At 69.5% G+C, this 23,921-nt stretch carries 23 protein-coding genes; 15 read left to right on the forward strand and 8 right to left on the reverse strand.

Annotation, left to right across the window (positions count from 1 at the left end; genetic code table 11):
* Window positions 1-251 precede the first annotated feature (251 nt).
* A complete protein-coding gene (locus QHF85_RS25805) occupies window positions 252-650 on the forward strand; it encodes a hypothetical protein (protein ID WP_281329973.1) in 399 nt (132 codons plus the stop codon).
* Window positions 651-663: 13 nt separating this feature from the next.
* Entirely contained in the window at window positions 664-1,020 is a 357-nt protein-coding gene (locus QHF85_RS25810; protein WP_281329974.1) for a hypothetical protein, read from the forward strand.
* 7 nt (window positions 1,021-1,027) lie between these two features.
* On the opposite strand, the gene QHF85_RS25815 is transcribed toward QHF85_RS25810, so the two are convergent.
* The gene (locus tag QHF85_RS25815; protein WP_281329975.1) at window positions 1,028-2,569 is read right to left on the reverse strand and encodes a sigma-54 dependent transcriptional regulator; all 1,542 of its coding nucleotides are present in this window, start codon (window positions 2,567-2,569) and stop codon (window positions 1,028-1,030) included.
* A 164-nt stretch (window positions 2,570-2,733) separates the two neighbouring features.
* Here QHF85_RS25815 and QHF85_RS25820 point away from each other — a divergent pair, with 164 nt between their 5' ends.
* The 4 genes from QHF85_RS25820 (at window position 2,734) to QHF85_RS25835 (ending at window position 6,276) form a co-directional block, all read left to right on the forward strand.
* The gene (locus QHF85_RS25820) at window positions 2,734-3,972 is read left to right on the forward strand and encodes an RtcB family protein (RefSeq protein ID WP_281329976.1); all 1,239 of its coding nucleotides are present in this window, start codon (window positions 2,734-2,736) and stop codon (window positions 3,970-3,972) included.
* Window positions 3,969-4,607: a peptide chain release factor-like protein gene (locus QHF85_RS25825; RefSeq protein ID WP_281329977.1), complete on the forward strand. Its 639-nt coding sequence runs from the start codon at window positions 3,969-3,971 to the stop codon at window positions 4,605-4,607. The genes QHF85_RS25820 and QHF85_RS25825 overlap by 4 nt, the downstream gene beginning before the upstream one ends.
* Window positions 4,608-4,625: 18 nt before the next feature.
* The gene (locus QHF85_RS25830) at window positions 4,626-5,114 is read left to right on the forward strand and encodes a hypothetical protein (protein WP_281329978.1); all 489 of its coding nucleotides are present in this window, start codon (window positions 4,626-4,628) and stop codon (window positions 5,112-5,114) included.
* Between the two features lie 79 nt (window positions 5,115-5,193).
* The gene (locus tag QHF85_RS25835; RefSeq protein ID WP_281329979.1) at window positions 5,194-6,276 is read left to right on the forward strand and encodes a medium chain dehydrogenase/reductase family protein; all 1,083 of its coding nucleotides are present in this window, start codon (window positions 5,194-5,196) and stop codon (window positions 6,274-6,276) included.
* Here the strand turns inward: QHF85_RS25835 and QHF85_RS25840 are convergent.
* Together QHF85_RS25840 and QHF85_RS25845 are read right to left on the reverse strand one after the other, a co-directional pair.
* The gene (locus tag QHF85_RS25840) at window positions 6,266-7,141 is read right to left on the reverse strand and encodes an ankyrin repeat domain-containing protein (RefSeq protein ID WP_281329980.1); all 876 of its coding nucleotides are present in this window, start codon (window positions 7,139-7,141) and stop codon (window positions 6,266-6,268) included. The two genes, QHF85_RS25835 and QHF85_RS25840, sit on opposite strands and share 11 nt — an antisense overlap.
* Before the next feature lie 53 nt (window positions 7,142-7,194).
* Entirely contained in the window at window positions 7,195-7,671 is a 477-nt protein-coding gene (locus QHF85_RS25845; protein WP_348652764.1) for a glutathione peroxidase, read from the reverse strand.
* 227 nt (window positions 7,672-7,898) lie between these two features.
* Between QHF85_RS25845 and QHF85_RS25850 the strand changes: the two genes are divergently transcribed.
* Together QHF85_RS25850 and QHF85_RS25855 are read left to right on the forward strand one after the other, a co-directional pair.
* Window positions 7,899-8,684, forward strand: a complete 786-nt coding sequence (locus QHF85_RS25850) for an alpha/beta fold hydrolase (RefSeq protein ID WP_281329982.1) — start codon at window positions 7,899-7,901, stop codon at window positions 8,682-8,684.
* Window positions 8,685-8,688: 4 nt separating this feature from the next.
* Window positions 8,689-10,629 carry a long-chain fatty acid--CoA ligase gene (locus QHF85_RS25855; protein ID WP_281329983.1) on the forward strand — a complete coding sequence of 647 codons (1,941 nt, stop codon included), beginning with the start codon at window positions 8,689-8,691 and terminating at the stop codon, window positions 10,627-10,629.
* Window positions 10,630-10,651: 22 nt separating this feature from the next.
* On the opposite strand, the gene QHF85_RS25860 is transcribed toward QHF85_RS25855, so the two are convergent.
* Window positions 10,652-11,626 carry a hypothetical protein gene (locus tag QHF85_RS25860; RefSeq protein ID WP_281329984.1) on the reverse strand — a complete coding sequence of 325 codons (975 nt, stop codon included), beginning with the start codon at window positions 11,624-11,626 and terminating at the stop codon, window positions 10,652-10,654.
* A 281-nt stretch (window positions 11,627-11,907) separates the two neighbouring features.
* On the opposite strand from QHF85_RS25860, the gene fabG reads away from it, so the two are divergent.
* Window positions 11,908-12,645, forward strand: a complete 738-nt coding sequence (gene fabG / locus QHF85_RS25865) for a 3-oxoacyl-ACP reductase FabG (protein ID WP_281329985.1) — start codon at window positions 11,908-11,910, stop codon at window positions 12,643-12,645.
* 9 nt (window positions 12,646-12,654) lie between these two features.
* Here the strand turns inward: fabG and QHF85_RS25870 are convergent, their stop codons facing one another.
* A complete protein-coding gene (locus tag QHF85_RS25870; RefSeq protein WP_281329986.1) occupies window positions 12,655-13,188 on the reverse strand; it encodes a hypothetical protein in 534 nt (177 codons plus the stop codon).
* 109 nt (window positions 13,189-13,297) lie between these two features.
* The gene (locus tag QHF85_RS25875) at window positions 13,298-14,125 is read right to left on the reverse strand and encodes an N-acetylmuramoyl-L-alanine amidase (RefSeq protein ID WP_281329987.1); all 828 of its coding nucleotides are present in this window, start codon (window positions 14,123-14,125) and stop codon (window positions 13,298-13,300) included.
* 176 nt (window positions 14,126-14,301) lie between these two features.
* Here QHF85_RS25875 and QHF85_RS25880 point away from each other — a divergent pair, with 176 nt between their 5' ends.
* Both QHF85_RS25880 and QHF85_RS25885 read left to right on the forward strand, forming a co-directional pair.
* A complete protein-coding gene (locus tag QHF85_RS25880; protein ID WP_281329988.1) occupies window positions 14,302-15,219 on the forward strand; it encodes an alpha/beta fold hydrolase in 918 nt (305 codons plus the stop codon).
* Window positions 15,220-15,296: 77 nt separating this feature from the next.
* A complete protein-coding gene (locus QHF85_RS25885) occupies window positions 15,297-17,624 on the forward strand; it encodes a glutamine--tRNA ligase/YqeY domain fusion protein (RefSeq protein WP_281329989.1) in 2,328 nt (775 codons plus the stop codon).
* A gap of 310 nt (window positions 17,625-17,934) precedes the next feature.
* On the opposite strand, the gene QHF85_RS25890 is transcribed toward QHF85_RS25885, so the two are convergent.
* Window positions 17,935-18,777 (reverse strand): SAM-dependent methyltransferase, encoded by an 843-nt coding sequence (locus QHF85_RS25890; RefSeq protein WP_281329990.1) that lies wholly within the window; start codon window positions 18,775-18,777, stop codon window positions 17,935-17,937.
* A 48-nt stretch (window positions 18,778-18,825) separates the two neighbouring features.
* Here QHF85_RS25890 and QHF85_RS25895 point away from each other — a divergent pair, with 48 nt between their 5' ends.
* From QHF85_RS25895 to QHF85_RS25910, 4 genes are all read left to right on the forward strand, one after another.
* The gene (locus QHF85_RS25895) at window positions 18,826-19,671 is read left to right on the forward strand and encodes a DUF3025 domain-containing protein (protein ID WP_281329991.1); all 846 of its coding nucleotides are present in this window, start codon (window positions 18,826-18,828) and stop codon (window positions 19,669-19,671) included.
* Between the two features lie 464 nt (window positions 19,672-20,135).
* Window positions 20,136-20,714, forward strand: a complete 579-nt coding sequence (locus tag QHF85_RS25900; protein WP_281329992.1) for a nuclear transport factor 2 family protein — start codon at window positions 20,136-20,138, stop codon at window positions 20,712-20,714.
* Between the two features lie 76 nt (window positions 20,715-20,790).
* On the forward strand, window positions 20,791-21,966 hold the full coding sequence (locus QHF85_RS25905) for a PAS domain S-box protein (RefSeq protein WP_281329993.1): 1,176 nt from the start codon (window positions 20,791-20,793) through the stop codon (window positions 21,964-21,966).
* Window positions 21,967-22,047: 81 nt separating this feature from the next.
* Window positions 22,048-23,019 (forward strand): TIR domain-containing protein, encoded by a 972-nt coding sequence (locus QHF85_RS25910; protein WP_281329994.1) that lies wholly within the window; start codon window positions 22,048-22,050, stop codon window positions 23,017-23,019.
* 8 nt (window positions 23,020-23,027) lie between these two features.
* On the opposite strand, the gene QHF85_RS25915 is transcribed toward QHF85_RS25910, so the two are convergent.
* A complete protein-coding gene (locus QHF85_RS25915; RefSeq protein WP_281329995.1) occupies window positions 23,028-23,882 on the reverse strand; it encodes an AraC family transcriptional regulator in 855 nt (284 codons plus the stop codon).
* Between the last annotated feature and the right edge of the window lie 39 nt (window positions 23,883-23,921).

The raw sequence follows: 23,921 nt of genomic DNA on the forward strand, positions 1-23,921 counted from the left end.
CGAAGCGCAGTCGATGCGGGGAGAGTTTTTTGCGCTGTCCGCCCCCCTCTTTGCAGGGCCAGCCCTGGACCCTTTGGGGAAGAACTGCGCGATGCGCAGTTCTTCCCACAGGCCGGTGGTATTGCATCACCAATGGAACCGTCAGCGCGGGGGGTGGTCATTCGAGTTTCCATCGTTGGGACTGTGCCCGCCTCGACGGAAATTGCGTTGCTTTGCCCTCCAAACGTCTATACTCGCGGGAGGAGCGAGGAATGCGACAAAAGAATTTTCTTTTCGCGGTGCTTGGCCTCGTCGCGGTCTTTGCGACGGGCTGCGGTCCCGACATCGCGGGGATATGCGAGGCGCAGGAGGCGTGTTACGGCGGCAACGAGGCCGACATCGATGCTTGCGTCGCGTCGTATGATGGGCAACGCGACACCGCGCATGGCATCGGCTGCGGCGATGAGTTCGACACGTTCGTCGCGTGCTCCGAGCCTTTGCTCACGTGCGCGAGCCAGCCCACTGGGGACACGTGCACGACGACCGCCGACTGCAACGGGGGCGCCGTATGCAACAGCGATGGGGAATGCGAGGCGAAGTCGTACGGCATCCCCATCGGAAACCAGGATGCTTGTGAAGCCGAGCGGAACGCGTATTCACGCTGCAACTGAAGGAGGTAGGAGCATGATTCGAACGATCCTCGTGAATGCCGCCCTCCTTCTGGGCCTGGCCGTAGCCTCCTCGGGGTGTTCCCGGGCGCAGGTCGTCTGCGACCTCGTCTGCGAGTGCCAGCACTGCAGCGATGAGGACGAGGTCAAGACCTGCGAGCAGTACGCGACGCGGGAAACCGTGGCCGACGCCTACGACTGCGGCGACGCCTGGACGACCTACACGGTCTGCGTCGAGGAGAGGGGTACGTGTGACGAAAAGGAAGCCAACTTCTCGACCGTGAAGGACAACAACGACGCGTGCCAGGACGAAGAGGACGCCCTCAATTCATGCATCGACGCGGCCTCGGCGCACGACGGCCCTCGATTCTGAGAGCCTGCTAGCGGTCGTCGCCGGCGATCCCGAAGGCGCGCATCTTCCGCTTCAGCGTATTCCTGTCGATCCCGAGGGCCCGCGCGGCGCGGCTCAGGTTGCCGCCCTCCGCCGCGAGCGCAGCCGCGAGCGCACCGCGTTCGGCCGCCTCGACCACGTCCCGGAGCGGCCGCATGTCGCTGCCGGTTCCGCTTCCGCTTCCGCCTCCGCTCCCGCCTCCGCTTCCGCTTCCGCTTCCACCTCCGCTCCGGATCTCCGGGGCCAGATCCGACACGTTCACCACGTCGTCGCAGAATACGGCCCACCGCATCACCTCGGCCCGGAGCTCGCGCACGTTCCCGGGCCATGAATGGCTCGCGAGCGCCCGCATGGCCTCGCGCGTCACACGGAGCCGCCGCCCGCCCTTCTTCGCCCGGATCTCCGCGAGGAACGATTCCACGAGCAGCTCCACGTCTCCCGGCCTCGCCCGGAGCGGCGGCATGGGCAGCGTCGCCCCGCGCAGCCGATAATAAAGATCCTCCCGGAACGCCCCCGCCTTCACCATCGCCCCGAGATCCCGGTGCGTCGCGGCCACGATCCGCACGTCGACCTCGACCCGCCCCTCGCCGCCCACGCGCCGGAGCGTGCCCTCCTGCAGCACGCGCAGCAGCGCCGCCTGCACCCGCGGCTGCATCTCGCCGATCTCGTCGAGGAAGAGCGTCCCGCCGTGCGCCTGCTCGAACACGCCGCGGCGCCTCTTCCCCGCGCCCGTGAACGCGCCCGCCTCGTGCCCGAAGAGCTCGCTCGACAAGACGCCCTCGGCGAACACCGAGCAGTTCTCCGCGACGAACGGCCCGTCCTTCCGCGGCGAGAGCGCGTGAATCTCCCGCGCGCAGAGCTCCTTGCCCGTGCCTGTCTCCCCGAGCACGAGCACCGGCGCGTCGCTCGCCCCGACCCGCTCGATCTTCGCGCGGAGCTCCACCATCGGCGCGCTCTCGCCGAGCAGCGACGAGGCGCCCTTCTGCGCCGCTGCCCGCAGCCGGGCGATCTCGTCGCGCATCGCGCGGATCTCGGGGAACCCCTCGATGTCGAGCCGCACCTCCCGCACCGCCTTCGGATGCGGCACGGGCACGAACGCGGGCGGGATCACCTGCAGCATCCGCGCGGGCAAGAGGCCCGCTTGCACCAGGATCACCCAGAGCGTCTGCGTCTGCGGCGTGCCGGCCGAGAGCAGGACGTCGATGCCGAGGCCCTTGCCGAAGAGCTCTGCCTTCGCCCGCTCCACGATCGGGCCGAGCAAGCGAAAGAGTTTTCCGTAGTCGGTCGGATCGTCGGCTTCGATCACGCACAGCTCGACCTTGCGCACGCGCGCCTCGATCGAGCGGCAGAGCGAGCGGGCGGGCGCCTCGCCTTGCGGGATCGTCAGCACCCAAGCGGCGTCGTAGCGGCTCTCGTTCTGGTCGAGCAGCCGGAGCACCGGCCCCCGATCACTCGCGGGCCGCGCCACCTGATGCGAGGGCTGCGGGCCTGTCACCCCCGCGTCCGACCACGTGATGAGCGCTCGGTTCACCTGGTGCATCGTACACCATGCATGATGCACGACGCACCATCCTTCTGATGCACCGTGCACCACCTGCGCGAGGCCGCCATCAAAATTCCCGCGAAATCGAGCTGGCACGCTTTCCGCATTACCGGGCCGCGAACGCAATCAACACGCAGTTCGAGTTACCAGCCATGGGCACTTCTTCTCTCCCACAACCGTCCCTTCCCCCGCACGCCCGCATCTTCGCCCGCCCCGATGTCTGGATGGAGGGCGAGGCCATCACGCAGTTCGTCCGCGTCGCCGAGCTCCCCGGCTGCGTGCGCGCCGCGGGCATGCCCGATCTCCACTCCGGGCGCGGCCCCATCGGCGCCGCGTTCGCCTTCGAGGAGCGCGTGCTGCCGTACCTCGTCGGCGGCGACGCCGGGTGCGGCGTGCTCCTCTTCGCCACGACCGCCTCGCCGCGCGCCGTGGACAAACTGGAGCGACGCGTCCGCGCCGCGATGGACGAGGATCCGCTCGCTGACTGCGACCCGATCGAGGTCTTCGACGCCTGCTGGCACAAGGGCGCGAAGGGCCTCGCCGAGGTCGCGAACGTGCCGGACGACATCGCCGCGATGGCCCAGCGCGAGCGCGAGCTCGATCTCGGCCCGAGCGGCGATCCCGCAGAATACCGCGATCCGTCGCACGGCCGCGCGCTCGGCACGATCGGCAGCGGCAACCACTTCGCCGAGATCACGCGCGTCACCGAGGTGCGCGACGAGGCCGCGGCGGACGCGATGGGCCTCGAGAAAGGCGCCCTCGTGGCGCTCGCGCACACGGGCTCGCGCGGGCTCGGCGCCCAGATCGGGCGGCGCTACGGCGACGTCACGCTCACGGGCGCGGCGATCGACGTCTACCTCGCGGATCTCGCGGGCGCCGTGCGGTTCGCCACGGCAAACCGCTTCCTCGTCGCTTGCCGGCTGCTCCGCGCGCTCGCGGCCTTGCGCCCGGACAAGGTCCGCTCGGCGATCGACATCGTGCACAACACGATCCGGCGCGAGGACATCGCGGGCAGGGCCGTGTGGATCCATCGCAAGGGCGCCGCGCCCGCGTGCCGCGGCGAGGCCACGGTCGTGCTCGGCAGCCGCGGCGCGCCCTCCTGGGTGCTCGTCGGCAACGGGCACGAGGGCGCGCTCGCGTCGGTCGCGCACGGCGCGGGCCGCCGCATGACGCGCACCGAGGCGCGCGCCAAGCTCGCCACGCGGTACAAGCGCGCCGAGCTCGGCCGCACGGCGCACGGCGGCCGCATCGTCTGCGACGACACGGACCTGCTCTACGAGGAGCACCCGGACGCCTACAAGCCGATCGAGCCGGTCGTCGCGAGCCTGGTCGACGACGGCCTCGCCGCGCCGATCGCCTCGCTCGTGCCGCTCGTCACGGTGAAGCAATGAAGAAGCTCGTCGTGCAGGTGACGGCGGGCTACGGGCCCATCGAGGTCCGCAGGTTCGTCGCGCTCCTCGCGGCGCGGCTCGAAGGCGCGTGCGCGGCGCGCGGCCTCGTCGTCGAGGAGACGGTGATCCACGGCGACGAGGACGCGCCCGGCTCGGTCGAGCTCGTCGCCTCGGGGGATCCTGCGCTCCTCCTTGCCGAGGTCGGCACGCACGCGCTCGTCGCGCGGAGCCCCGACCGCGGGAAAGCCGCCCGCAAGCGCTGGTACGCGTCCGTCGTGGTGCACGAGGACGACGACGTTTGCGCGGATGGTGGCGTCGCGATCGACCCGCGCGACGTGGAGGTCACGACGATGCGCGCGAGCGGCCCCGGCGGGCAGAACGTCAACAAGACGGAGACGGCGGTGCGCGTGAGGCACGTGCCGACGGGGATCGTCGTGCGGGTCGCGGACGAGCGATCGCAGCGGGCGAACCTGCGGCGCGCGTTCGCTCGGATCGCGGCGCACCTCCGGACGAGGGCCGCGAGCGCGGCGGCCGCGAAGGAGGCCGCGCGCTGGTCGTCCCACGCGCGGATCGAACGAGGCGCGCCCGTGCGCGCGTACGCGCTCTCGCCGAAGGGCGAGCTCGTGGAGACGTGATTCTTCAGGGGTGAAACCATGCGAAAAGACATGTTCGAGCTCATCATCGAGCGCCCGCGGTTGGGCCGCAGTATGCCGGCTGGCAAAGGGCGTTATGCGTCGCGGATGAAGGCCGATCCCGAGGCCGCGCCGCTCAAGGAGGGCATGAAGTATCGGGGTCGGAGCCGCGAGCTCAACGAGAACCTCGCCCCGCTCCGGCGCTTCCTCGCGCGCCGCGTGGGCCGCCCGTGGGACGCGGTCTGGTCGGAGATCCGCGCCTCCCTCTCGCCGAACAGCGCCGTGCAGAAGCACGTCTTCGATCACGTGCTCCAGTTCGTCGAGCGAAACCCGATCCTCATCAACGGCGTCCCGCACGCGCCGAGCGGCTACGGCCCGCAGCGAGACAAGTTCTTCCCGCTCCGCAGCCACGGCCTCTGGGTGACCTTTTACGTGTGTCCGCGGACGGGCCTGCTCCGCTCGGCCGCCGAGGCCCACCGCCGCCGGAAAAAGCGCACTCCCGGAGCATGATCGACCCGAACGACGAGCGCGTGACGACGATCGTCGCCCGGATCTCGCGCCGAGCCGGCTCGCACGCTAGCGTGGGCCCATGCGCAAGGTCGTGATCCATGGGCCCGGCAGCTACGATCGGTTGAAGCTCGAAGAGCACCCGGATCCGAGCCCCGCGCCGGGCGAGATCCTCGTCGACGTCGAGGCCGCGGGCGTGAACTACGCCGATTGCATCGTGCGCATGGGCCTCTACGAGTCGGCGAAGAAGTACGTCGGCTGGCCCATCACGCCCGGCTTCGAGGTCGCCGGCAAAGTCGCCGCGCTCGGCGCCGGGGTCGGTACACGCTTGGGGGCTACGCTCGGACAAGCCGAGCTACGCCCCCAAACCCCCGGGCCCGCGCCGGGTACGCCCGTCGTCGCGGTCACGCGGTTCGGCGGCTACGCGAGCCGCGTCGCCATCCCCGCGCACCAGGTTTTTCCCTTGCCGAAGGGTTTTTCGGTGGCGGAGGCCGCGGGCTTCCCCTCCGTGTTCCTGACCGCGTATTACGCGCTCTTCGAGCTCGCGAACGTGCGCCAGGGTATGAACGTGCTCGTCCACTCGGCGGCGGGCGGCGTGGGCAGCGCGCTCGTCGAGCTCGGAAAGATCGCCGGTTGCCGCGTGGTCGGCGTCGTCGGCGCGAGCCACAAGGTCGCCGTCGCGCGCAAGCTCGGCGCCGACGCGGTCATCGACAAGAGCGTCGAGCCGTTATGGCCCGTGGCCGAGCGCCTCGCGCCCGAGGGCTACGACGTCGTGCTCGACGCGAACGGCGTGGAGACGCTCGGCGAGAGCTACCGCCACCTCGCGTCGGCCGGAAAGCTCGTCGTGTATGGCTTCCACACGATGATGCCGCGCAAGGGAGGCCGGCCGAACTGGATCAAGCTCGCCCGCGACTGGCTGCGCACGCCCCGCTACAACCCGCTCGACCTGACGAACGACAACAAGAGCGTGCTCGCGTTCAACCTCTCGTACCTCTTCCACCGGAAGGACTTGCTGGCCGAGTACATGGGCAAGCTCATCGGGTGGATCGAGGAGGGCCGCATCACGGCGCCGCCCGTGACCCCGTTCCCCGTGGAACGTGTGGCCGACGCGCACCGCGCGATCGAAGGCGGCAGCACGGTCGGCAAGCTCGTGCTCACGTTCTGAGCGCGTCTTCGAGCAGCCGAGCGCAGTCGGCCTTGCCCGCCTCGCGCGCCCAGTCGAGCGCCGTCTTCCCCGTCCCGTCGTCGGCGCGTGGATCGGCGCCGAGCGCGAGCAGCGCGCGCACCGTCTTCGCGTTGCCGTTGTAGGCCGCGAGGTGCAGCGGCATCCAGCCGTACGGGGTCGTCACGTCGATCGGCACGCCTGCCTCGACGAGCGCGGCCGCGGCCTCGGCTCTGCCGTCGTTCGCGGCCCGGAGGAGCGCCTCGGACCCGTGGGTTTCGAGGTCCACGCCTTGCGCGAGCAGCCATTGGATCATGTCCAGCCGCCCCGCGCTCGCGGCCCCTTCGAGCGCCTGCGTCTTGTTCGGATCGAGCCCGCGCTCCACGAAGAGCTCCGCGAGATCGAGCTTCCCGCGCCGCGTCGCCTCCTCGAACGCACGTGGCTCGATCGGCGCGCCCGCCTCGACGAGCTGCCGCGTGATCCCCGCGTGTCCACCCACGACCGCCGCCGTCACCGCATTCTCGTTCGACATCCCGTCCCGCGCATCGAGGCTCGCGCCGGCATCGATCAGCGCCTCCACGACGCTGATCTCCCCACGCGCGGCCGCCTCCACGAGCGGCGTGCGACGCGTGAGCTCGTCCGCCGCGTCGGGATCCGCGCCGCGATCGATCAAGACCTCGGCGACCCTGTCGTGCCCGTTCCGGATCGCGAGCATGAGCGCCGAGATCGTCCCTTCGAGCACCTCGCGATCGACGCTCGTCTTGTACCCCCGCGTCGCGTCCACGTTCGCCCCGCGCGCGAGCGCGTCCGTCACGCGCGCCTCGTCACCGCGGCTGGCCGCATCGAGCAGCTCCTCGTCGAGCGTCATGTCCGGAGTGTGTGGGATCGAAGCGAAGGTGGGAAGCCGTCCCGGAGGCGGGCTCAGCTTCCGAGGGCTTTTTCGATCGCCTGGACGAGCTCGTCGTTCTCGGGCTCGACGGACGACGGGAACCGACCGAGCACCACGCCGTCCTTTCCGACGAGGAATTTTTCGAAGTTCCACTTCACCTCGCCGGCCGGCGCGGCCTGCGTGAGGAATGCGTAGAGCGGATGTTTGCCGCTTCCCTTCACGGCGATCTTCGAGAACATGGGGAACTTCACGCCGTACTTGCTCGTGCAGAACGTGGCGATCTCGGCGTCGGTCCCGGGCTCCTGCGCGCCGTAGTCGTTCGAAGGGAAGCCGAGCACGGCGAAGCCCTTCGCCTCGAAGCGCTCGTGCAGCTTCTCGAGGCCCGCATATTGCGGCGTGTAGCCGCACTCCGAGGCCGTGTTGACCACGAGCACGACCTTGCCCCGGTAGTCGCCGAGCGAGCGCTCTTCCCCGAAGATCGTCTTCATCTTGAAATCATGCAGGCTCATCTTCGTTCCTCCCTGAACCGCGGCGCCCTCGCTCGAATCCGCCCCGGCCCTGGGGGACGCCGGAGGCTGCGAGCCGCCCTCGCAACCGACGAGCGAAGCGCCCCCCACGAGCGCGGCGAGGACGACCGATCCAATCCGAAGGCTCTTCATGGCGCCTGCTTAGGGGGCCCGCGCTCGGCACGCAAGGGCATCCTGGACGACGGGGCGCGGGTCGAAGATGATGCCGTATGCCCTCCCTCCAATCCGGATCGCTGACGATCCATTGGTCGACGCGCGGGAACGAACACGGCGAGCCCGTCGTGTTCGTGCACGGCAACTGGACCACGAGCCTCTTCTGGCGCCCCGTCCTCGACCGTTTGCCCGCGCGCTTCCGCGCCGTCGCGCCCGACCTGCGCGGCCGCGGGCAGAGCCGCACGGAACCGCACGATTACAGCGTCGGGCGCCTCGCCCAGGACCTCGTCGTCCTGATGGACGCCCTGGGTTTGTCCTCGGCGCACCTCGTGGGGCATTCGCTCGGCACGGCCGTGGTCCTCGAGCTCGCGCTCGTCGAGCGCGCCCGCGCCCGCTCCCTCACGCTCGTCGCCCCTGCGTGGCCCGACGGCATGCCGCGCGCCTACCACCTCCCCGAGCGCCAGCGCCTCGCGCAGGAGAACGTCGCCCTCTTCGCCGCGGCGTTCCGCGGCATCGCGCCCACGGCCCCGGACGACGCGTTTTTCCAGGAGCTCGTCGCGGAGAGCCACCACCAGCGCCCCGAGGCCACGATGGCCACGCTCGACGCGCTCTGCGATTGGGCGCCCGGCGATCGGCTCCGCGCGCTCGCGGGCATCCCGGCCCTCGTCATCAGCGGCGAGCGCGACATGCTCTCGACGCGCGACGTGGGCAAACGGACCGCGGATCTCCTCGGCGCGCGCCACGAGATCGCGGCCGGCGTGGGCCATTCGCCGAACCTCGAAGCTCCCGATACCGTCGTCGCGCTCCTCGATTCTCTCGTGAAGGCACCTGCCGGAGGCTGAGCTCATGCTCGACCGTGTCGTCCCGCCGCCCGATCCCGCCGTCCCGCTCGCGAACGAGGCCCGGTCCTTGGCCGACCTCTTCTTGCGCCGCGCCGCCGCCACGCCGACGGCCGTCGCCTGGAAGGCCAAGAAAAATGGGGAATGGAGGTCCACGACCTGGGCCGAGTTCCACGCGCGCGCGACAGCCCTCGCGACCTTCCTCGCGAAACGTGGCCTCGCGCCCGGCGACAAGATCGGCATCGTCGGCAGCACCCGCCCCGAATGGTGCATCTGCGACGTCGGCGGTCAGCTCGCCGCGCTCGTCACGGTCGGCGCGTATCCCACGCTCGCCCCGGGACAGCTCGCGTACGTCCTCGATCATGCGGACGTGCGGATCGCGTTCGTCGAGGGCAAGGACGAGGTCGAGAAGATCCTCGCCATCAAGCACGAAATGCCCAAGCTCGAGCTCGTCGTCGTCTGGGACACGCGCGGCCTCGAAGAGACGTTGCGCCAGCATGCGTGGCTCCTCGGCTGGGACGAGGCCCTCGAAGCGCCGGGCGACGCCTCCCTCGTCGCGGCGCGCATCGATGCGATTTCCCCGGACGACACGGCGCTCTTCATTTACACGAGCGGCACGACGGGCCCGCCCAAGGGCGCGATGATCTCGCACCGCAACATCCTCGTGACGCTCGCGGGCGTCCATTTCAACGCGTTCTCCCCCTCGGACATCTCGCTCTCGTTCTTGCCGATGGCGCACGCGGCCGAGCGCATCCTCGCGTTCTGGGGCCGCATCGATTTCGGCATCGCCACCGCGTATGCGACGAGCGTGCCCGCGGTGCTGGAGGAGCTCAAGGAGGTGCGGCCGACGCTCTTCGGCAGCGTCCCGCGCATCTTCGAAAAGGCCTACGCGCGCATCCAGACCGAGGTCGACAAGGCCCCGCCGGCGCGGAAACGAGTCTTTCGGTGGGCCGAATCGGCCGGCCTCGCGGCGGTGGAGGCCTGGCAGCGCGGGGAAGAGCCCTCGCTCGGGGTGCGGCTCGCGCACCGCGTGGCGGACAAGCTCGTCTTTTCGCGCGTCCGCGAGGCATTTGGTGGCCGCGTCAAACGCTTCATCACGGGCGCGGCGCCGATCCCGCGGCCGATCCTCGTTTTCTTCTGGGCGGCGGGCCTGCCCATTTACGAGATGTACGGCATGACCGAGGCGACGGTCGTGACACACGGCAATCGCCCCGGGGAGGTCCGCCTCGGCTCCGTCGGCCGCGCGCTCCCGTTCGTCGAGGACAGGATCGCCGACGACGGGGAGATCCTCGTGCGTGGCCCGAACGTGTTCAAGGGTTATTACAAGAACCCCGAGGCGACGCGGGAGATGATCGACGAGGAGGGGTGGCTGCACACGGGCGACATCGGCCGAAAGGACGCGGACGGCTTCGTCTTCATCGTCGATCGCAAGAAGCACCTCATCATCACGTCGGGCGGGAAAAACATCAGCCCAGCGAACGTGGAGAACGAGATCAAGGCGAGCGACACGCTCATCAGCCAGGTGCACGCGCACGGCGACCGGCGGGCCTATTGCACGGCGATCGTGACGATCCACCCGCTCGAAGCGGTGGAATGGGCGAAGGCGCGCGGCCATCTCGGAGACGCGCAAGCCGAGGAGCTACGTCGCGCCCTCCTTTCGAGCCCGCTGTCGCGTCCACCGGAGCTCGCGCCGGTGATGGAGAAGGCGACGACCGACCCGGAGGTGCAAAAGCGGGTCGCGTCGGCGGTCCGCCGCGCGAATACGAAGCTCGCGCGCGTGGAGGGGATCAAGCGGATTCACCTGCTCGAACGGGATTTCTCCCTGGAAGAGGACGAGGTGACGCCGACGCTCAAGGTGAAGCGCAAGAACATCGAGAAGAAATTCGCCCAGGTCTTCGACCGGCTTTACGAGGATCCGGGGTTCGGGATTTCGATCGAAGAGGAATGAGGCCCGCCGCCGCGCCCGCGGCTTACCCGTCGACGGGTGCGGCGAGCCAAACCTCGAGGTCCGGCGTGGACAGGTCGAGGATCGCGTCGACGAGGCGGAGTCTCGCCTCCCGCTTGCCAATTCGCAAGGCCAGGCGATCACACTCCTCGGCGGAGAGCGTCCGCCCGAGGCGCCGCTCGATCAGGCTGACGGCGACCTCGATGTGTCCGAGCTTTCGTCCTTCCTCTCGACCTTCGCGGTAGATCCAGTTTTTCATGACGAGCACCCTCGGCAAACAGGAGCGTATCACGCGGCGCAGCGTCGTGTCACGCCTGTTGAGCCGAGCCAGTACGGCCATCGCGACGCCCATCTCCTCGAAATTCTCCTCCGAGCTTTCCCGGCGGAGCGCGCCGAGGATCCGCCGCATTCCCGCCGGATCCGCGTCCCGGGCGAGCGGCGTGAAGAGCGTCCACAGCGGGCTCCCGGATTCGGCCGCTCGACGTTCGAGCTCCGCCACTGTCCGCTGATAGACCGGCTCGATCCGGAAACGTACCCCGGAAAACCCCGTTTCCTCCGACGAGGTGCGGTACTCCCCTTCCTCGGGCCAGGGTTCGTCCCGACCGGACAGGAGCACGACGACGCTCTCGATACGCGGAAGCCGGCCCGCCGCCTTGGCGCGCGCCTCGTCCCGCAGCGCCATGGCCGTCATCACGTGATACTCGAACACCCGCCACAGAAGATCGCGCGGCATCACGAGCGACCATTCCACGTGGAGCAGCCGCTCCTCGCTCCCCGCCTTGATGAGGAGCGCCCGATCGAGCCGCCGCTGGCGCGACGTGAGCTGCGTCTCGGACCACGTCGCCGACTCGATGGGCGCGCGCGCCCTCGAAAACGCTTTCGCCAGGGCCAGCGGGAGCCTTTGCGACACGTGGCGCAAGGTCAGGTCGACGTCGTCGTCGCCGCCCTCCTCCTCGTCCTCGTCGCCCTGCGCCACGCCCGCGTCCTGTGCGAGCGCCATGCCCGACGAGAACCGCGGGAAACAATGCCCAAACACGATCAAACGACGATGGCGCCGCCATGGCGCCCGCCCGGCGCCGCCACCTCGACCGGCATGCTGCGCCGCAACATGAAAACCCTTGACGCCTCTCCCTGGGCCGCCCTACGCTGGCCGGCGACTGGCTGCTCGATCCTCTATCGATCAGCTCAGCCCCACTTTCCACCCTGCTGCGGGCGCGCCCCTGGCAGGGGCTCGATCTGCGCGGGCCGTTGTGCGCCGCAACATGACGGAGGACGGAAGCGATGCGAGGATTGTCCGGCAAGAAGGTGCTCATCACCGGGGCGGCGAGCGGCATTGGTCGCGCCACCGCGACGCGGTTCCACGAGGAGGGCGCAGAGCTGCTCCTGAACGACGTCGTGCCTGCCGAGCGCGCCGATCTCGCCTCCGCCTTCCCCGAGCGCATGACGTACGTTCAGGCCGACGTCTCGCGCCCCGAAGGCCTCGCCGCCCTGGAGCAGGCCGTGCGCGACAAGAAGGGCATCGACGTCCTCGTCAACAACGCCGGCATCACCCGCGACAAGAGCCTCGCCAAGCTCTCGGCCGACGACTGGGATCAGGTCATCGCCGTCAACCTCACCGCCGTCTTCAAGCTCTGTCAGATGGCCGCCGCCTTCATGAAAGAGCAGAAGAGCGGCGTCATCCTGAACGCCGCCTCCGTCGTCGCCCATTACGGCAATTTCGGCCAGGCGAACTACGTCGCCACGAAGGCCGGCGTCATCGGCTTGACCAAGACCCTCGCCCGCGAGCTCGGTCGATCCGGCATCCGCGTGAATGCCGTTGCCCCGGGCTTTGTCCTCACCGACATGGTTCGCAAGGTCCCCAAGGAGAACCTCGACGCCATCGCGGGACAGACGCCCCTGAAGCGCCTCGGCGACCCCGCCGAGATCGCCTCGGTCTACGCGTTCCTCGCGAGCGACGACGCCTCGTACGTGACCGGCGCGGTCATCGACGTGAACGGCGGCCTCGTCCTCGGGACCTGATTCGAATCGTTACCGCGCGAAGAGCACGAGCACGTCGTTCAGCATGCTCACGAGCGACGGCGGCATCCCGCCGTCGCCGAGCGTATCGGCGAACGCGCAGAGGAGCTGACCCAGCCGCCCGCCCCCGGCGTTCGCCGTCAGGACGAGCACGACCCGGCTCAGATCGATCTGCAAACCATTGGCGGAGAGCGAGAGCGGCGCGAGCTCGAGCTCCAGGATCGTGCACGTCGCGTGCGTGATCGACGCGAGCTGCGCGACGCCGACGTTCGTCACCGTCCCCATCACGTTCCCCGCGAGGTCGGTGAGCCTCGCCGTCATCTTCCCGTTCGCGACGAGCTGGCCGCTCTGCGCCACGAAGCTCTCGACCGTCACGGCGCCAGCGAGCTGTCCTGTCACATTGCCGAACGCGTCCACGAGCGAGCCCGTGACCGGCGCGCTCATGCCGTACGCTCCGCCGGGCTTCGCGGCCTGCACGTCTCCCCCCGCGAGCACGAGCGCGCCTGCAAGCCCCGCCACCACCCCGAGGGTCGTCCGCCGATCCATCCTCCGTCCTTTCCACATGGCGTGCCGGTGCACATACCGGGACGCCCGTGGGGGCCATGGCAACCGGCATACCGAGCATCCAGCCTCCTCGGCGCCCTGACGCGCGTTCCTAGGAAGCCAGGACGTCCACGAGCGCCGCGCCCACCGCCGAGGCGAACGATGCGAGCGTCGCCGGCTCGTCCCAGCGCCGCGCCTCGCGCGGATCGAGCGCGTGGTGCGTCTCCACCAGCACCGAGGGCATCTTCGGCCGCCGGAGCACGAAGATCCGCCGCTCGGGCGTGTGCCGGTCGACGAAGACCCCCGGCTCTTCGGGATCGACCGCGTAGAGGTCGCCGTACTCCACGCCCGCGTACGCCGAAAACCCCGCCTCCCGCATCCGCCGCGCCACGGTTCGCGCGAGCGCGTGGCGCGCCCCCGCGAGCCCGGGCTCCCCCTCGTCCGACCAGAGCACCGAGAAACCCGGCGCCGCGAGGTTCACGACGCATTCGCGCCCAGGCTCGGGGTTCCAGCGCTCGCCCGTTTGACCTCGAACGTCCGAGTGCAGGCTCAAGAACACCTCGGCGCCCCACGTCTCGGCGTCCTCCACGCGGGCCCGGTACTCGACCGGCCCCGGCCCCTCCCGGGCGAGGCGGACGTCGAACGCCCCCGTCGCCCGCAGCTCCGCGGCGAGCGCGCGGCCCGCGGCCATCGTGAAATCCTGCTCTTCCCGGCAAAAACACGAGGAGTTGCCAGGGTTTCCCGCCGCGCCATGCCCGGGATCCACGAAGACACGCCGCACCCCGAACCCTGCTGGAAACCGCGGCGTCAGCACCACGAGCGGCCCGAACGGATCGGGCAGCCGCGCGGCGCGCCCCCCGCGCTGCAAGGCGACGGCCGTCGTGGCGGCGGCGGCGCCCGCGCCGGCGAGGCCGAGGAGCAGGGAGCGACGCGAGATCACGCCCCTCGTTCGTAGCCGACCGAGCACCTCCGCGCCAAGGTGGCCGCCCCTGCCGGCGCGCACCTCGGAAACCCTCGGCCATGCGCTCGGAGGCGCCGCGCTCCGCCCAAACCCCTTGCCTTTCGCGGATCCCTCGGGCTATCGCTTCGAGGGAGCCCCAGCGCCCGAGCCTCGTCATGCCCTTCGCGCCTCCGCCCCCCCTGCCCGGCTTCCTCGCCGCCGACATGCCCCTGCGCCGCCGCGCCTACAGGCTCGAACACGGCGAGGACGCCGGCAAGCTCGTGCATTTCGTCGACCACGGCCCGGAGCGGGCCCGCCCGGCGCTCTTCGTCCACGGCAACCCCACCTGGTCGTACCTCTGGCGCAAGGTCATCGCCGGTCTGCCCGAGCTACGCTGTATTGCGCCCGACTTGCTCGGGTTCGGACTCTCCGACAGACTCGCCCGCCTCGAAGACCACTCGGTCGAGCGGCACGCCGCCGCCGTGGCCGAGCTCGTCACCGCCCTCGACCTGAAGGACCTCGTCCTCGTCGGGCAGGACTGGGGCGGGCCGATCGGCGTCCTCGCCGGCTCGCTCGTGCCCGACCGCGTCGCCGCCGTCGTCCTCGCCAACACCTCCGTCCTCGTCCCGGCGCGCCCGCGGGGCACCTTGTTCCACCGCTTCGCGCGTGTGCCGGTCCTGAGCGACGTCGTCTTCCGGGGCCTCGGCTTCCCGCAGAACCTGCTCGCCGCCGCCCAGGGCGATCGCAGCTCGATCCGCGGCGCCACAGCCCGCGCCTACACCTACCCGCTCCGCGGCCTCGCCGACCGCATCGGCCCCCTCGCCCTGGCGCGGATGGTCCCGGACGGGCCCGATCACCCGAGCCTCCCGGCGCTCCGTCGCGCAGAGGCGTGGATCCTCGGCTTCTCCGGGCCCGTCGCGCTCGTCTGGGGCGAGCGGGATCCCATCCTCGGCAAAGCCCTCGCGCGCCACCAGCGAGCGTTCCCGCGCGCGACGGTCACGGCCACCCAGGCGGGCCACTTCCTCCAGGAAGAGGTGCCCGACGAGATCGCCGCGTCCGTGGAGGACGTCATCGAGCGGCTTCGGCGGCGCTAGCAGGTTTGCGTCTCCTGGAGTAGGTTCCCGCGTCCGCGAAGCGGCCGTGAGCGCCGCTTCTCTTTGGAGAGCCCACCGTGACGACGACAAGGCGCCCGGAAGAGCGCGAAGAGAGCGCGGCCCAGAACTTCATCCGGGCCATCATCAGCGAGGACCTCGAGAAGGGGCGCCACACGAAGGTGGTGACCCGCTTCCCGCCCGAGCCGAACGGCTACCTCCACATCGGCCATGCGAAGGCCATCTGCACGAACTTCGGCCTCGCCCGCGAGTTCGGCGGCGTCTGCCACCTCCGCATGGACGACACGAACCCCACGACGGAGGACGTCGAGTACGTCGAGAACATCCAGCGCGACGTCCGCTGGCTCGGCTTCGACTGGGGCGACAAGCTGTTCTACGCGTCCGACTACTTCGAGCGCCTCTACCAGTTCGCGGTCGAGCTCATCAAGAAGGGCAAGGCCTACGTCGACAGCCTGAGCGAAGCCGAGATCCGCGAGTACCGCGGCACGGTGAACGAGCCGGGCAAGCCGAGCCCCTACCGCGACCGTTCGGTCGCGGAGAACCTCGACCTCTTCGAGCGCATGCGCAAGGGCGAGTTCGCCGAGGGCGCGCACGTCGTGCGCATGAAGGGCGACCTCGCCTCGCCCAACATGAAGATGCGCGACTGGCCGATGTACCGCATCAAGCGGGCGCACCACTACCGCACGGGCGACGCCTGGTGCATCTACCCGCTCTACGATTTCGCGCACAGCCTCTCGGACGCGATCGAGGGCATCACGCACTCGATCTGCACGCTCGAGTTCGACAACAACCGCGCGCTCTACGACTGGTTCGTGGAGAACGTCGACGTGCCCGCGCGGCCGCGGCAATACGAGTTCGCGCGGCTCAACATCACGTACACCGTGATGAGCAAGCGCAAGCTGCTCGAGCTCGTGAAAGGCGGTCTCGTGCGCGGCTGGGACGATCCGCGCATGCCGACGCTCGCGGGCATGCGCCGCCGCGGCATCACGCCCGAGTCCTTGCGCGCCTTCTGCGAGGAGATCGGCGTCGCAAAGACGAACAGCACCGTCGAGGTCGAGAAGTTCGAATCCTGCATCCGCGCCGACCTCGATCGTCGCGCCGGCCGCGTGATGGCCGTGCTCCGGCCGATCAAGGTGGTCCTCGAGAACTACCCCGAAGGCAAGGTGGAGGAGTTCGAGGCGCCGCTCTTCCCGGACGAGCCCAGCAAGGGCGGCACCCGGAAGATCCCGTTCTCACGGGAGCTCTTCATCGAGCGCGACGATTTTTCCCTCGATCCGCCGGACAAGTGGTTCCGCCTCGCGCCAGGCCGCGAGGTGCGGCTGCGCTACGCGTACATCGTCACGTGCAAGGACGTCGTGCGCGACCCCGCGACCGGCGAGGTGACCGAGATCCGCTGCACGTACGATCCCGAGACGCGCGAAGGCGCAGCGCAAGCCGGCAAGAAGGTGAAAGGCACGCTGCACTGGGTGAGCGCAGCGCACGCACTGCGAGCCGAAGTGCGGCTCTACGACCGGCTCTTCCGCGACGAACGGCCGGATCTCGTGGAGGAAGGCCAGGACTGGAAAGCAGGGCTCAACCCCGAGTCGCTCGTGACGATCCCAAACGCCGCCGTCGAGCCGAGCCTCGCCTCAGCCGAAGGCGGAAAACATTTCCAGTTCGAGCGCCAAGGTTTCTTCTTCGTCGACCCGATCGACACGAAGCCCGGCGCCCCCGTCTTCAACCGCACGGTCTCACTCAAGGATTCCTGGGCAAAGATCGCCGAGCCGAAGCAAGAGGCGCCAAAGGCAAAGAAGGCCGACGAAGCAAAGCCCGCCGTGAAAACGAGCCCAGAGGAGCGCCTCGGAAAGCTCTCCCCGGAAGCACGAGCGATCGCCGAGGGGCTCGAGTCCCGAGGCCTCAGCCGCGAAGACGCCATCGTCCTCGCCGAAGACGCAGACCTCCGCGCCTTCTACGAGCAAGCCATCGCAGCGCACCCCGGCCCAAAGACCGTCGCAAGTCTCGTCGTGAACGAGCTCGCCCGCAAGCTCGACGGCAAGAAGCCAAGCGCACTCCCCTTCAGCGGAGCAGCCCTCGGCGAGCTCGCCTCGCTCATCGACGACCGCACCATCACGCCCACCATCGCAAAGGAAGTCCTCACCGAGATGCTCACGAACGGCGAAGCCCCACGCGCCATCGTCGAGCGCAAAGGCATGCGCCAAGTCGCGGACACCTCCACACTCGAGCCGATCGTGGACAAAGTCCTCGCCGAGAGCCCAAACGAAGTGAAGCGCTACAAGGAGGGCAACACCAAGCTCCTCGGCTTCTTCGTCGGCAAAGTGATGAAAGCATCCAACGGCAAGGCCAACGCCGAGCGCGTGAACGAGCTGTTGCTGAAGAAGCTCGGTTGACGTTCCCCTCCTCGGGGAGGCGCCACGCCGGGGCGCTGCCCCGGGCCCCGCGGGGGCTATTCGCCCCTCGACCCGAACCAGGGCCAGCCCTGGACCTTTTGGGGACGAACTGCGCGATGCGCAGTTCGTCCCACAGGCCGCCGCTGGTACCTTGCTTGGCAGGATCGCCCGCTAGTCTTGACCTGGCCCGTTCGATGAACTGCGCATCGCGCAGTTCATCGACCCCGAGTCCAGCGCTTGCGCTGGTCCAGGTCCAGGAGCGGACAGCTCCTGGTGGGGCCTGGGGCAAAGCCCCAGCGAGACGCCGCCCCTACGGCTTCACGAACTTCAGCACGAAGCGATCGCTCGTCCCGCGCAGCTCGCCTGCCTTCATCGGCGACGCGTTCCAGTCGCGTGTGTCCTTCTCGTTTCGCAGGAAGCTTGCTTCGCCGGCGAGCTTGAAGCCTGCGCGCTCCACCTCTTCGCGCAGCGTCTTTTCTTCGATTCGGTGCGTCGTTTGCGCTTCGGAGGTGCCGCTGCCTGCCTTTGCGCTGTGGTCGACGATTCCGTACACGCCGCCCGGGCGTAGGGCTTGGAAGATCGTCTTGTTCATCTTGTCGCGGTCGGTCTTCATCCAGATCGTGTCGTGATAGAAGAGGACCATCACCACGGCGTCGAGCTCCTTTGCTTCGGGCGGTAGTGGCTCGTCGAACTCGCGGTCTACGCGGACCACGTTCTTCATCACGGGTTTTTGGAGCCGCTCGGCCCAGGGTTTTTCTGCGAACCGCTCCAGGATGAACTTCGAGTTCTGCCCGTAGACCTTGCCTGCTTCTCCGACGGTCCGGGCGAGAAGCTCGGCTGTGTAGCCTCCGCCGGCTGCGATCTCGGCGACCTTCATGCCGGGGCGGATGTCCAGGAAGGCGAGCAGCTCTGCTGGCTTTCGACCTGCGTCGAGGGCGCGATCTGCTTCGGCTCGGTCGGGCGCGGCGACGATGGCGGCGATCGCTGCGGGGATGTTTCCGCTTGCGGCTGGCTTCTCGGCTGTGGGCGTCGTGGTGGTGGTTTGCGGGGGGGTCTCCTCGGTCTTGGCCGTCTCTGCGGGCGGCTGCGAGCTGCCGCAGGCGACGACGAGGGCGGCGAGGGGCACGAGCAGGTATCCAGGGAGCAAACGCATGCGGCGCACGCTAGCGCGGAGGGCGCGGGCCGGTCTACCCTGCGGCGCGTGATCGCCTGGGATCCGCGGTTCTTCCGGAAGAGCCCCCTCTATTGGCCCGTCTCGGACGCTGCGACGTGCTTCGAACGCGTTCTCGAATGGCCGTCCGTCGAGGCTGTGGATGCGACGCTCTCCGAGACGGCGGGTGTCCACTTTCGCTTGCAGCCGCCGCGCCCTCGCCGTGGGCGCCGCCGTGGGCCGGTCGACCCGTCTTCGCTCTACGACACCCGCATCAGCGTCGAGGGGTGGGTCCCGACGCGTTCTTTGAACTGGCACGACTTTCTGAATGCGCTCGTCTGGGCCTCGTTTCCGACGAGCAAGCGCGCGCTGCATGCCCGGCTGCACCGGATATCCTTGGAGCGGCTCGGCGATGCGCCGAAGGCGCTCCCGGATCGACGCACGCGTGAGCAGGATGGGCTCGCGATCCTCGACGAGGGCAGCTTGCTCCTGCTCGTCACCGAGGCGCGCGCCTCCGCGATCGCGGCGGCGCTCGAGGCGCGGGACGTATCGGCCGTGCAAGATGTGATGGCCGAAGGCGACGCCGTCGCCCTTGTCTTCGGCCATGCGCTCTACGAGAGCCTCTTGCCGGACGAGCGCCGGTCGATATGGGCGATGGTCGCCTTGCTTCCCTGCCGTGGGCCCTTGCCGACCGATCGCCGCGGCTGCGTTCGGCTCGCGGATGCGCGCCTGACGGAGCTCCTCACGAGCCCGGGGACGTTCGCGCGGCCCGAGACGTTCCGGAGCCTGCCGCTCGACGAGCGCGTGCTTTGCGGAGGGCCCCTTCTTCGAGGACAGCCTGGCGGCGAGAGCTCGGAGGCATCGGGATCACCCCTGCGCGTGGCCTTCGGGGCGTGAGAGGCATCGGGATCACCCCTGCGCGTGGTCGACGGGGCATCGGAGGCATCGCCATCACCCCGACGCGCTGTCGACGGGGTTTGGGCGGGGTCGCCTTGCTCCCTCGTGTGCTGTCGACGGGGCGTGAGAGGCATCGGGATCATCCCTCGCGTGCCGTCGACCGGGCCTCGGAGGCATCGGCATCACCCCAACGTGCTGTCGACCGGACCTCGGAGACATCGGCATCACCCCAACGCGCTGTCGACCGGACCTCGGAGGCATCGCCATCACCCCGACGTGCTGTCGACAGGACCTCGGGGTGGTCGCCTTGCCGTTCCCGTTGTGCTTTTCGCAGTGCCACTGCATCCGCTCGCGACCTGTTGCTGAAGCTTGACCGTACGGACGGACGACCTTTAGCGTAGGTGTTGAGGAGGTGTCCTGTGGAGCAAAATAGCCGTTCGGGTTCGCGGGCTTCTTGGGGGCGTATGGGAGCTGCGGTGTGCGCGGGGGCGATTGCGGCGACGGCGTTCGGTGCGGCGAGGCCCGCCGAGGGCGGGCCTCCTGGAGGTGGGCTTCCCGCGGGCGGGGTCCCTGCTGCACTCCAGCGCCTCGTCGACCAGGCGGACATCGAGAAGCTGACCTACTGTTATGCCGAGGCGACCGACACCATCGGGCGAGGCGACCTCGAAGGCGGGCGCAGCCTGTACCAACAATGCTTCACGCCGAACGCCGTCATCGCGGCGTATTACCCCGGCGATGATCCCAATGGCCCCCCCAGCCTGATCTCCGGCCCGTCCGAGTGGGCGGACGTCGCGCAGGGCGAGTTCCTCAACTCCGGCTACGTCTCGACGCAGCACTTGAACGGCAACGTCGTCATCAACGTGCAAGGCAACACGGGGACGATGAAGACCTACCTCCAGGCGACACACTTCCTCGTGCCGAACAGCTCCGCCGAGGTCGCGCACGGCTGGTACGACGACATCGTCGTTCGCACGCCGCACGGCTGGAAGATCGCCAAGCGCACGCTGCATCTCCAGAGCTTCATGCGTGTCGAGTCGCCCTGACGTAGTGTAAGAAGGACCTGGGGGGGGTCGCTGCGCGACCCCGGATCACGGCGCGCATCGACGAGGTTTTCCTTTCATGCCACTTTCCAACGACGAGCACGGCTGCCAGTACGAATTCTTCTTTCAGACGTCCCGGGACCTCCTTTGCGTGTTCCGTGAAGACGGGCGCCTGCTCCGCACCAACGAGGCCTTCCGGACCACGCTCGGGTATTCCGAGGCGTCGCTCGTGGACGAGGACTTCGGGCGGCTCGTGGTCCCCGAGGACGTCGCGCCGCTGCACGCGTTCCTGCGCTCGAGCGCGGACGAGCTCAAGCTCAATGCGCGGTTCTTGAACCGGGACCTGAGCCACCGGGCGCTCTTGTTCTTGCTGCGCCGCCTCGGCGGGAAGGTGTACGGCACCGGGATCGAGGTCGAGGCGCAGGGGCCCGTGGACGAATGGCAACGGCGGCGGGACCTGCTCCAGAAGATGCAAGTGACGGGTCGCGTCGGAGGCTGGGACGTCGATCTCGCGACGTCGACCCAGTACTGGACCGAGGAGACGTACCGCATCCACGAGCTGCCCGTCGGGTTCGATCCGAACGTCGACGTGTCGTTTTACACGCCCGAGCATCAGCCGATCATCGGGGCGGCCTTCGAGGCATGCGCCCGCGAGGGCAAACCTTACGATCTCCAATTGCAGATCATCACGGCGAAGGGCAACCGGATCTGGGTGCGCACGTCGGGCACGGCCATCCTGGAGAACGGCAAGGTGACGCGGGTCATCGGGGCCTTCCAGGACATCGACGACTACAAACGCCGCGAGATCGAGCTCGAGGAGAAGCTCGAAATCATCGAGAAGCAGCGGTCGGAGATCCACGCGCTCTCGGTGCCGATCATCCAGGTATGGGACGACGTGCTCGCGCTCCCGGTCATGGGCGAGGTCGAGCAGGCGCGCGCGGACGACATGACGGCGCGGCTGCTCGACGCGGTTGTCGCGAACGGGGCGCGGTTCGTGATCCTGGACCTGACCGGCGTGGAGTCCGTGGACGAGGGCACGGCGGAGCGGCTCACGCGCATCCTGCGCGCCATCCGGCTCCTCGGCGCCGAGGGCTTCGTCACGGGGATCCGCCCGGGTCTCGCGCAGACGTTCATCCAGTGCCTCGGGGGCGGGTTCGACGGCGTGACGACGCTCCGGAACCTGCGCGAAGCCATCCAGGTATGCATGCGGCGCGTGGACGGCCCTCGGGCGCGCGCCAGGTCATCCGCACGTTGACAGCCGGATGCGGCCGGGCATCATGGGCGGGTCCCCCAAACCCGTCCGCGCCTCCCTCCCAGGCCGGGAACGAGGAATCCCATGCCGACCCGCCGCTCGCGTATCTTCATCGGCGCCTCCCTCGACGGGCTGCCCGTGGCCCGAGAGCTCAAGCTCGGCCTCGCCGACGACGCGGATTGCACCCTCTGGACGCAGGGCGCCTTCGCCCTGGAGAAGCTCGTTCAGGCCGCGTCCCAGTTCGAATACGCCGTCCTCGTCCTCGGCCCCGCTGATCTCTCGAGCGAGGCGGCCGCGGGGCGAAATCGTCCGCGCGACAGCACCCTCTTCCAGATCGGCCTGTTCGCGGGGCTCCTCGGCCGCAGTCGCGTGCTCCTCGTTCATTCCCGCGACGTGCCGCTCGACCTCCCGCCGGACCTCGCGCACCTCCGGACGGCGACGTTCGGGGCCGGCAAGCTGGAATCACCGCTGGCCGAGATCCTGTCGCTCCTGCGCGGCGGGCTCGAAGGGCGCACGGCGCGCCTCGCGCGGCTCTCCCGTCCGAAGGGCGCGGGCGACGCGAGCCCGAAGAAGGCCGACGCGGCGGCGCCCCTCGACGCGCGGGCGCTGATCGAGCGGGCAAACGAGGTCGAGGACAAACCGGGCGACCCGATCGACGCCGACCTCGTCGAAGGCCTCTGGCGGGACGAGACGGACGACACGTCCATCGTCATGCGGATGATCGGCGGCGAGCTGCGCGCGCCGTACGCGTTTCGCGGCGCGACCCGGCTCACCGGCGAGTTCTTCGGGTGGAAGCTCCACGCGGGCGTGTTCTCCGCCCATTTCCGCTGGGTCCAGCAGGGCATCGAGGGGCGGATCGTGCTCCGGATGGTCGGATCGGATCGGCTGGAGGGCGTGTGGTTTCTCGGCTGGGTCGAGCGCGAGATTCCGCCGGAGATCCTGGCGCGCGCGGCGCAGCCCATTCACCTCGTCCGAAAGCGCGCCCCGCGTGAGCTGCCTGCCTGGTCGGAGGAGTTCTTCCGCGCCGCCGAGGTCTTGAGCAACGCGAAACATTGAAGCGTCGTTCACCCGCGCGGCGCGCCGCGGCGGTGTGCTGTCCGGAACGCCGCGGGCGTCGTGCCGCGCGCGCGGCGGAAGACGCGGATGAAATGGGTCGGGTCTGCATAACCGACCCGCTCGGCGATGATGTCGATCCGCTCGTCCGACGTGACGAGCAGCCGCTCCGCCTCCGCGACGCGCCCCGCGGTGATCCACTCGACCGCCGTCTTGCCGGTCGCGCGCCGGAGCGCCGTCGTCACGTGAGCCGGCGAGCGCCGCACGGCCGCCGCGACGTCGGCGAGCGAGATCGGCTGCATGCAATGCTTCTCGATGTAATCGAGCGCCTCCGCGACGAGCGGCGAGCCCGACGCGGCGGCATCCGCCGCGGGGAAAGGCTGCGCGCGGACCACCTCGGCCAGGACCAGGGCGACGAGGCTCTGGACGACGAGGCTGCCCGCCGGGCTCTGCGGGGCGCTCGTCTCGCGCCCGAGCTCGCGGAAGAGGCTGAGGAGGTGTTCGTGCCGGTCCGCGGGGACGGTGATGACGGCGGACGCGCCGCTCCGCACGCGCTCGAACGGCGCGAGCAGCGGACCGAGCTCCCGCGAAGGGAGGCAGGGCACGCAGAGGCCGAGGCCCCAGAGCTCCGCGTTTTCCGCGGTGTGCACGCGATGCGGCTCGCCCGCGGGCACGACGAGCACGTCCCCCGCGCCGAGCGTGTGGCGCCCGCGTTGCTCGACGATCGCCGAGCCGCCCGTGTAAAAGCAGAGGGCCGCATACTCGTGCGTGACGGGCTGCGACGGCGCCTGCTTGGAGCAGGCCACCGCGCGGTGGGCGACGAACGCGGCGCCGTGGCCGGGGATCCCGGTGCTCGTGCGGTTCATGCGAGGGCATCCTACCAGACCGCGCGCCGCACGGACGGA

The organism is Polyangium sp. 6x1, from assembly GCF_029946515.1.
Lineage (GTDB): Bacteria > Myxococcota_A > Polyangia > Polyangiales > Polyangiaceae > Polyangium.